Source organism: Pedobacter sp. 01T416_2, assembly GCF_056398925.1.
In genome coordinates this window covers 1-8,497 of record NZ_JBFTQI010000246.1, presented here as the reverse complement: position 1 = coordinate 8,497, position 8,497 = coordinate 1, and the positions used below count along the sequence as shown (strand labels likewise).

Annotated in this window: 9 protein-coding genes and 1 pseudogene; 8 read left to right on the top strand and 2 right to left on the bottom strand. The window is 34.7% G+C overall.

From position 1 onward, the window contains the following. The 4 genes and pseudogenes from AC1DPQ_RS12195 to AC1DPQ_RS12180 form a co-directional block, all read left to right on the top strand. A partial coding sequence (locus AC1DPQ_RS12195; protein ID WP_477609477.1) for an OmpA/MotB family protein occupies positions 1 to 636 on the top strand: 636 nt, incomplete at its 5' end. Positions 637 to 756: 120 nt separating this feature from the next. After that, positions 757 to 1,223, top strand: a pseudogene (locus AC1DPQ_RS12190) (HPP family protein). A gap of 220 nt (positions 1,224 to 1,443) precedes the next feature. Then, positions 1,444 to 1,575, top strand: a complete 132-nt coding sequence (locus AC1DPQ_RS12185) for a hypothetical protein (protein ID WP_262897887.1) — start codon at positions 1,444 to 1,446, stop codon at positions 1,573 to 1,575. After that, positions 1,565 to 1,885: a hypothetical protein gene (locus AC1DPQ_RS12180; protein WP_029276354.1), complete on the top strand. Its 321-nt coding sequence runs from the start codon at positions 1,565 to 1,567 to the stop codon at positions 1,883 to 1,885. The genes AC1DPQ_RS12185 and AC1DPQ_RS12180 overlap by 11 nt, the downstream gene beginning before the upstream one ends. 450 nt (positions 1,886 to 2,335) lie before the next feature. Here the strand turns inward: AC1DPQ_RS12180 and AC1DPQ_RS12175 are convergent, their stop codons facing one another. Next, positions 2,336 to 2,536: a DUF3606 domain-containing protein gene (locus AC1DPQ_RS12175; protein ID WP_029276356.1), complete on the bottom strand. Its 201-nt coding sequence runs from the start codon at positions 2,534 to 2,536 to the stop codon at positions 2,336 to 2,338. A gap of 260 nt (positions 2,537 to 2,796) precedes the next feature. On the opposite strand from AC1DPQ_RS12175, the gene AC1DPQ_RS12170 reads away from it, so the two are divergent. Beyond that, positions 2,797 to 3,042: a hypothetical protein gene (locus AC1DPQ_RS12170; RefSeq protein ID WP_477584398.1), complete on the top strand. Its 246-nt coding sequence runs from the start codon at positions 2,797 to 2,799 to the stop codon at positions 3,040 to 3,042. A gap of 36 nt (positions 3,043 to 3,078) precedes the next feature. Here AC1DPQ_RS12170 and AC1DPQ_RS12165 read toward each other — a convergent pair whose 3' ends face one another. Continuing rightward, the gene (locus tag AC1DPQ_RS12165; RefSeq protein WP_477584396.1) at positions 3,079 to 4,932 is read right to left on the bottom strand and encodes a PAS domain-containing sensor histidine kinase; all 1,854 of its coding nucleotides are present in this window, start codon (positions 4,930 to 4,932) and stop codon (positions 3,079 to 3,081) included. A 698-nt stretch (positions 4,933 to 5,630) separates the two neighbouring features. On the opposite strand from AC1DPQ_RS12165, the gene AC1DPQ_RS12160 reads away from it, so the two are divergent. From AC1DPQ_RS12160 to mtaB, 3 genes are all read left to right on the top strand, one after another. After that, positions 5,631 to 6,200, top strand: a complete 570-nt coding sequence (locus AC1DPQ_RS12160; protein WP_477584394.1) for a UbiX family flavin prenyltransferase — start codon at positions 5,631 to 5,633, stop codon at positions 6,198 to 6,200. A 50-nt stretch (positions 6,201 to 6,250) separates the two neighbouring features. Beyond that, on the top strand, positions 6,251 to 6,796 hold the full coding sequence (locus AC1DPQ_RS12155) for a hypothetical protein (protein WP_477584392.1): 546 nt from the start codon (positions 6,251 to 6,253) through the stop codon (positions 6,794 to 6,796). Between the two features lie 229 nt (positions 6,797 to 7,025). Continuing rightward, the gene (gene mtaB / locus AC1DPQ_RS12150; RefSeq protein ID WP_477609474.1) at positions 7,026 to 8,348 is read left to right on the top strand and encodes a tRNA (N(6)-L-threonylcarbamoyladenosine(37)-C(2))-methylthiotransferase MtaB; all 1,323 of its coding nucleotides are present in this window, start codon (positions 7,026 to 7,028) and stop codon (positions 8,346 to 8,348) included. Positions 8,349 to 8,497: the final 149 nt, after the last annotated feature.

The following is an 8,497-nucleotide window of genomic DNA, read 5'->3' as shown; positions in this document are numbered from 1 at the left end:
GCATTGCAGGATGCTTTGAACAAATGTTTAAATTCTAGTAGCCAGGGCAATGTTAACATTTCGAAATTGGTTGATGAAATTAACAGTTCGAATAAATACATCAAACAACTGGTAAATGCTAAAAATAAAAGTGACTCACTTAATATGGTGTTGACTAATAATTTAACGCGATCATTAAGTAAAGAAGAGTTGGGAGATGTTGATGTACAGGTGCTTAAAGGCGTAGTTTATATCTCTTTAGCTGATAACATGTTGTATAAATCAGGTAGTTACGAAGTTTCCGATAAAGCGGGAGAAACTTTAAACAAAATCGCCAAAATCATTAAAGATTACGATACTTATGATGTGCTGATTGAAGGTAATACCGATAATGTGCCTATCGCTCAAACCAATATCCGAAACAACTGGGATTTAAGTGCCTTGCGTGCTTCATCAGTGGTTCAGGTATTGCAAACCAAATATGCTGTCGATCCTAGACGGTTAACCGCAGGCGGACGTGGCGAATTTAATCCAATTGCTGATAATACAACAGCAGGAGGGAAAGCGAAAAACAGACGTACACAGATYATTATWACACCTAAATTAGATCAGTTTATGGATCTGATCGGAAAAGCGCCTGAGCAATCTCAAAAATAAAATCAGAAATAATAATCATTTTAAAGGGTTGAAATTAATTTTTCAGCCCTTTTTTATTTATAAAGCTTTCTCTTTTCCCTTGTATATTTTGCTAATTTTGCACGCGCTCCAGTACAGGTTATGAGAACACGAATAAGAAAGCACCTTCGCACAGCAAAATATATTGTTTACAAAGAAACTTTAGTAGATTTTAAAGAACACGTTTGGACATTTATTGGAGCGTTTTTAGGTATTGGCATTATTGGCATACTCCATTCTAAATACTTTACCGCCAACGATAATCTATTTCTTATCGGTTCATTTGGTGCCTCATCGGTACTTATTTATGGAATTATAAACAGCCCACTGGCACAGCCGAGGAATTTAATCGGTGGGCATGTGATTTGTGCATTGGGGCTACCGCACTAATAGCCAATATCGGGTCTGCTAAAATCCATTCGTTAGGTTATTTGTACGTACTGTGCCCGGTTTTATCTGGCGCCAGTATTTTACTGTTAGTCGCTATAATGATAAACAACAGAACATCGCATCGCAGTTACCCTAATAATAAAAAATGGTATAGGGTTTGGCATCGCTATCGCAGGTAAAATATATCTCGATAACCATATTGATATGACGATTTTAGCCTATTATAAATGTATATTTGATTATGTCAGTAATTAATAATCTAATTACATTGCTTTTCTCTCGCTGATGTGCCATTGCGGTATTCTCTAATCTTAAATTTTAGATGAGTATTTTTTTATTCCAATCACCGAATTGTTTATGCAATGATGATTGGTCTTATCAAACTGTAATCATTTAAAGATGAGTAGAGACAAAAAGAAAGAGGCTGGTGTTAATAAAAAAGCACCGTCTGATTATCAATCAGGTAAAGGTAAGTCGGCAAAGGTCGAGATAGATCTGTTTGCAAAAAAGCCAGGTAAAAATGGCAAGTAACGATCCGAAAGTTCAGGCAAAAGTTTTTTTGTACGAACTTAATAATACAAGGCACGAATATGGTTTTTCTGCAACTGAAGAATGGACTTTAGATTTGGCGACAAATAATCAGAAAAAGGACCTGGAGAATAAATATTATCCCTTATTATCCTTAACCATAGTACCAGAAAACATAATTGGGATACTCGATCTGTTGCAAGAGAAGCTTGGAACCGCAGTTACCAACATCAAGGATAACCTTAATCCCAAGAAAATTTCAAAAGAATCTGTTAATCTATTGGCTTATTGTACAGGAAGATTAAAGTATTAATCGTAAAATAGAAGAAGCTGTATCATTACAATGAATCGCCATCTCGACTGTAGTGGAGAGATCTTTTTAATATAGTCCAAAGATCTCTCCACTACGCTTTGCTCCGGTCGAGATGACGCCGATTTTTAGGTGCTGTCAATAGTAGCCTTTCGGAGGCAGGTTTAGTGCATTTTTAAGCGTTTGGACAAGCTCTCCGTAGGAGTCCTTTGGACAACGCGATAAATTCGATTGAAATAAATTTTATGACTACAGAGGATGTAGATCTTTTAGCAGCACTCGCTGTTTTTGTTGTAGTTGCAATTTTGTAATTCTTTATATTATATATAAAGAGCCATTGCAATGATGAAAAAATTAAAAACCATCTCATTTAAATGCAAAGAAGTACTTGCCGCCGTTAATACGCTAAATGAAATATAACTTTCTAATCAGATAATTATACTGATTTAACAATCAGGAAATGCTGATTTTTTTCTTTTGCTGGTTTAAATAAGCTGTAATTTGATTTAACATAATGCTTCTTGTTGCCCTAACCGCAGATTTCAAAACTTCAGAACTTACGCCTAAACGTTTAGCCCAATAATTTCGATCCGTTTCTTCGGATAATAAGATGATTTCTTCTTTAATGCTCGGGGTTTGGATGAGATTTTTCATGATTGGGATGATTAATTCAGTTAATAACACGCACAAGCTCGATTTGGTTCAATAAAAATAGTTTTTTTTATTTGTAATAACAATTTGTAAACCAGCTGTTTGAAAAAAAAATAACATTTCAATCATAATTAAAATAACGTCAAAATCGTTCATTCTCTTCTATTAATTCGTTTTAGTAATCATAAAAGGTGTAAGAAATATTAATAATTATACAAAAAAATAATTTTATGTATCTTTAATTATACGTAAAATGACTATAATTGTCTGTTATTTATAAAAAATATTCTGTAATGGGCGATATGAGGAAGGGAGACGTTACTCAAATTGACTTTGAATATGGACACGGAATCATTATTGACGAAAATGGCCAGGATATTCACTTTCAATTAGATAATATATCTGATCAAATTAATATAAATTCGAAAATAATTTTTGAAATAGAATTACACAAACGTGGTTTGGTAGCGGTTAATGTTAAATTAGAAATGGAAGAAATAAGAGGTTAGTTTCACTTGCCCAAAGTAAATTAATGTTAAACATTATTATAGGTCATTTGCAGCGGGTAAGCTGAAATAAAATGTAGAACCTTTACCCAATTTGCTTTCTGCCCAAATTTTTCCCTGATGTCTTTCAATTACTTCGGCACAGATATACAGGCCAACACCAAATCCTGCAATTGTTTTAGTGTCGGGGCTCTCTACGCGGTAAAAGCGGTCAAAAAGTTTGGGTATATCATTTTCCCCAATGCCTATACCTTCATCTTCCACACTAACAACTACATAATCCTTTTGTGTTTCGCACTTTATCGCAATTAAAGAGTTCTTTTTTGAGTATTTCGCTGCATTTCCAATCAGGTTAGTGATCACATTGCCGATTTTCTCCATATCGGCATTTACAATCATTTCTTCCGTACCAATCACCTGGATGAAATGGCTGGGTAAAACAATTCTATTTTCTTCAGCTATGGTTTTAATCAAATGAACTAGGTCAAAATTTGTTTTGTTCAATAAAATTTTGCCAGCTTCAAGTAAGGATACATTTAAAAAGCCATCAATCATTAACGACATTCTTTTTAACTGAACATTTACCTTGTCAAGTATCTGAATGGTGAATTCGTTATCCGTTTCTTTAAATTTATGCTGTAAAAGTTGTACATAAGCACTTAACGATGTTAATGGAGTTTTAAGCTCGTGACTTACCATACCGATAAAGTCGTTTTTTCTAATTTCGTCCTGTTTATGTTCTGTAATATCCAAAACAGCTCCGGCAATATAAACGGCTTTTCCTTGTTCGTTATAATAGGCTTTTCCTGCTGTTCTTAACCATTTGCTTTTAGCGCTTATGCCATTCAGATTAATCTGATATTCGATGTTAAAAGCATTTCGATGGTGTAATGCACGTCTGATGCCACTGGTAAGGTGCCCGATGTCTTCCATAGATATCAATGATTTGGCTTCTTCTATACCCAACCTGTTATTTTCCAGTTCGTAAATTTGTTGTGCCCTTTCCGATAAAAGTATCTGTTTGCTTTCCAGATCGATATTCCATGAACCCATTTCTGATGCATCCATGGCTATTTTTAAAATGTCTTTAGCTTTAAGTAGTTCTTTTTTAAAATTTACCTGCTCCGTAATATCTTTGATAATCACTAAAATTCTGCTTACTTCATTTTTATCATTTTTTAACGGCTCATAAAAAGCTATAAAATAACCGTCTGAAATAGGTGTCGAAATTTTTAATTCATTGATTGTTAAGGGTTGGCCGTTTTTAAAAATATCTTTTACATGGGCTACAAGTGCTTGTTGTTTTTCGAGCTCTGGTCGTGCCTTTTCTTGTGGAATCCCGATTACTTCTTTCCTTGTCTTGCCCCAAAGTTTTAATATATTATCGTTTGCATATTCTGTAATAAGCTCCGGACCTTTTAATACGCACATGCCCAGAGGGGCCTGCTCAAAAAATCCTCTGAAACGTGCTTCACTTTCTGAAAGTTCAAATAAAATATGCTCAAGGTCATTTTCATCTAACGGAATTTCCCTTAATGAACAGATGATATATTCAACCGGGCGATCGTTTTGTAATACCGGCGAGAATTCCAATTCCCATTTTACATTTGGCGAGTTAGAATAGATGGGATGAATAACCAGTGTAGCTTTTGCTTTAAGCTCACTTACTTTCTGAACTGTTTTAATCAGAAGTACCTTTTCAGTAGCAGACAGGAGGTTTGGGATAATGTTAATATCATAGAATTTTAATTTTCCACCAATCCGCCCAATTAAAGCTTGGTAAGCATCGTTATGTTCTACCACCACCAATATCGGTTTTACCTTAAAAATAATTATGGGGTTCTTAGAGTGTTTTAACAGTGCTTTTAAGAATGGAGAGGCTAAATCTATCATAAATTTAAGTTGACACTTTTTCAAATATAATCGTTAAGCAGCTAATCACCAACCGATTTGTAAGGATGATATAATATTTATCATACAGAACGGTATAAATAGTAAGTGTGATGTTTTTCTGTTTGATTGTAAGTTGTTGTGGTTCAGTATTTAGTCGCTGGTCTGTTATCGTTAAACATTCATACATATAAGGGAGTATAAAAAATGGTATATAATATTTCGTTTGCTCTTCAGTTACGAAAGAGCATTCATTCGAGATTATATTTGTAAAATCGCCAGAATGTTTTTATGCAATCGAATTGATTTTATGTTATATCAATATGAAAAAATTGTAAAGTCAAAAGTGTAAAAATCAGTAGCCTAATTATAAAGTAGGACCTTACTTGGTGTTTGTGACTGATTTGTAAGACAATCTTAAGCGAGAATTTGTTGAAAATGATGTCTTTTTAAGTAGAAAAAAAGCTTTTATGTATTTTTTCTTTAAAATTATTTATCTGGTAATCAGTTATTTATGTTTTGTTTTTAAATTAAATGTTTGATTTAAGCGATTTAACATTTCTTGCTTAAATTTTTTTAAAAATTTATATATATTTGTTCTTACCCTTTCGAGGGTATGTTTTTCATAGGTAGATGTAGGGTCAGAACAATGTTCTGGCCCTTTTTTGTTTTAATGGATTTAGAAAAACTATTTTTGTGTTATGATGAAAAAGAAAGTGATTGTTGCGGTTACAGGGGCCAGCGGTTCTATTTATGCAAAAGTTTTATTTGATCGGTTATTAACATTAAAAGATCAGATTGAGGTTGTTGGTGTAGTGATGAGCGACAATGCAAAAGCGGTTTGGCAATTCGAACTGGGAAACCAGGATTATAACCATTTTAAAGACTTTACCTTTTATAACAAAAACGATTTTAATGCTCCTTTTGCCTCAGGGTCGGCAAAATACGATACCATGATTATTATTCCTTGTTCTATGGGAACTTTGGGTAGGGTAGCACATGGAATATCGAACGATTTGATTTCAAGGGCAGCAGACGTTGTGTTAAAAGAACGCAGGAAATTAATAGCTGTAGTAAGAGATACCCCGTTCAGTTTAATCCATATCAACAATATGAAAACCGTAACCGAAGCGGGTGGAATCATCTGTCCGGCCAATCCGTCTTTTTACAGTTTGCCTCAAACAATAGAAGAAGTTGCCGGTACGGTAATTAGCCGGGTGTTAGACCTGGCAGGTTTCGAGCAGGAAAGTTATCGGTGGCAGGAGCAGTAATTGGTATTTTGCCAAAGTTTAAATATTTTTGACCGATTTAAATCAAACTCATGAAACTATTTTTACGCTCTATCTTATGCTGCGCAATGTTATGCCCTTTTTTTTCTCAGGTTAAGGCCCAGCAGGATTTTCTGATTAATTCAAAAAACGACACTTTAAAAGGTGAAATAAAAAAACAATTTATTGGTTTTTATAGATTCAAGCCAGAAGGAGGCACCAGTTTTAATAAGATCCCAATGCGCGAGACAAAAGAATTTTATAAGGTAGAAAAAGAGATAAATTATCTTGTTAAAGTACGTCCCGACAAAAGAAGCCCTGACTTTTTACAAAGATTGGTTAAAGGCAAAATTGATTTGTTCGAATATTACAGACAGAGTGGTAATAATCAGGTTGATATTGTTTGGTATGCAAGTAAAGAAAATGGAGAACTGTTTGAGGTAAAAAGCAACCATATCTTCGGTTCTCGCAATGATCGCAAAGATAGGTTATACAACTTAATAAGTGATAAACCAGAACTTTTAGAGAAATTCAAAAAAGATGATAGTTATAGCTTTGAAGCCGTAAAAGAATGCATTAAACTATACAATTCAAATTAAATAGCCGATACCCCCATGCTAAAATTAAGCTTTATTATAGTCGTTTTATTAGTTTCAGGCATATGTTTGTCTGGCTGTAAAAAAAGAGCCTGCCCTGAAGGAATGCACGAGTTGCGTTTAAAGGATGGTACTACTATATGCGTTCCAAACAATTTATAGTCTGTAATTTGTCAGTTCTCAAAACTCAAAACCAACAACTCCGAACAAATTTCCTATCTTTGCAGCCTCAATGAAAAAGGTCGCATTTTATACATTAGGTTGTAAACTAAATTTCTCTGAAACATCAACTATTGGTCGGTTATTTACCGATGCGGGTTATGCTGTAGTAGAGTTTCAGGATCAGGCCGATGTTTATGTGATTAACACCTGCTCTGTTACAGAGCATGCCGATAAAAAATGCCGTAAAGTTGTTAAAGAAGCTTTAAAATATTCTCCTAATGCTTTTGTAACCATTGTAGGCTGCTATGCGCAGTTAAAACCACAAGAAATTGCCGAAATAGAAGGTGTTGATATGGTTTTGGGCGCTGCAGAAAAATTCAGGATAGTAGAATATATTACCGATTTAACCAAGCAACCAAAAACCCTTATTCATCAGCAAAATATAGAGAAAGTAAACCATAATTTTATTGCCTCTTATTCTATTGGTGATAGGACACGTACTTTTTTGAAAGTACAAGATGGTTGCGATTATCCTTGTACATACTGTACCATTCCTTTAGCGCGCGGTGCAAGTCGTAGCGATACCATTGAAAATGTGGTGAATCGCGCAAAAATGATTGCAGATAGCGGTGTTAAAGAAATTGTTTTAACTGGTGTAAATCTTGGCGATTTCGGAATTAGAAACGGTCAGCGTGAAGATAAATTTTTTGACCTTGTTAAGGCTTTAGATGAGGTAGAAGGAATTGAAAGAATCCGTATTTCATCTATTGAGCCAAATCTTTTGAGCAATGAGATCATTCAGTTTGTATCCACTTCGAAAAGGTTTGTTCCGCATTTTCATATTCCCTTACAATCGGGTTCTGATAAAATTTTAGGTTTAATGCGCCGTCGTTACCGTAGCGATTTGTATGTAGAACGTGTTGCCAAAATTAAGGAAGTAATGCCTCATTGTTGTATTGGTGTTGATGTGATTGTCGGTTTTCCTGGTGAAACGAAAGAAGATTTCTTGGATACCTATCAATTTTTAAATCAGCTTGATATTTCTTATCTACACGTATTTACTTACTCTGAGCGCGAATTAACAGCTGCAGCCGAAATGAAAGGTGTTGTGGCGGGCAGCGAGCGTAATGAGCGCAGTAAAATGCTCCATATTTTATCTGATAAAAAACGTAGGGCTTTCTACGAATCTCAAATTGGTGCTGAAGCTGAAGTGCTTTTCGAGGCAGATCAAAAATCGGGTTACATGCACGGTTTTACCAAAAACTATGTAAAAGTACGTGCAAAATACGATCCGGTTATGGTAAATGAATTGAAAGCGGTTAAGCTTTTAGAAATTACTGCCGAAGGAGAAGTAGAAGTTGCCGAATTGGAAACTACTCACGCACATCACTAGTTTAGTCATAAGGCATTAGTCAGAAGTCTTAAGTCAAAGATTCTTCAAATGAAGGAAAAGGAAGACTTGTTTTTGGGATCTGTCATTTAACGCTTAATTACACCCCTAAGAACTACTGTGATCAGTTACTAAACCTGATCGCAGCGAAC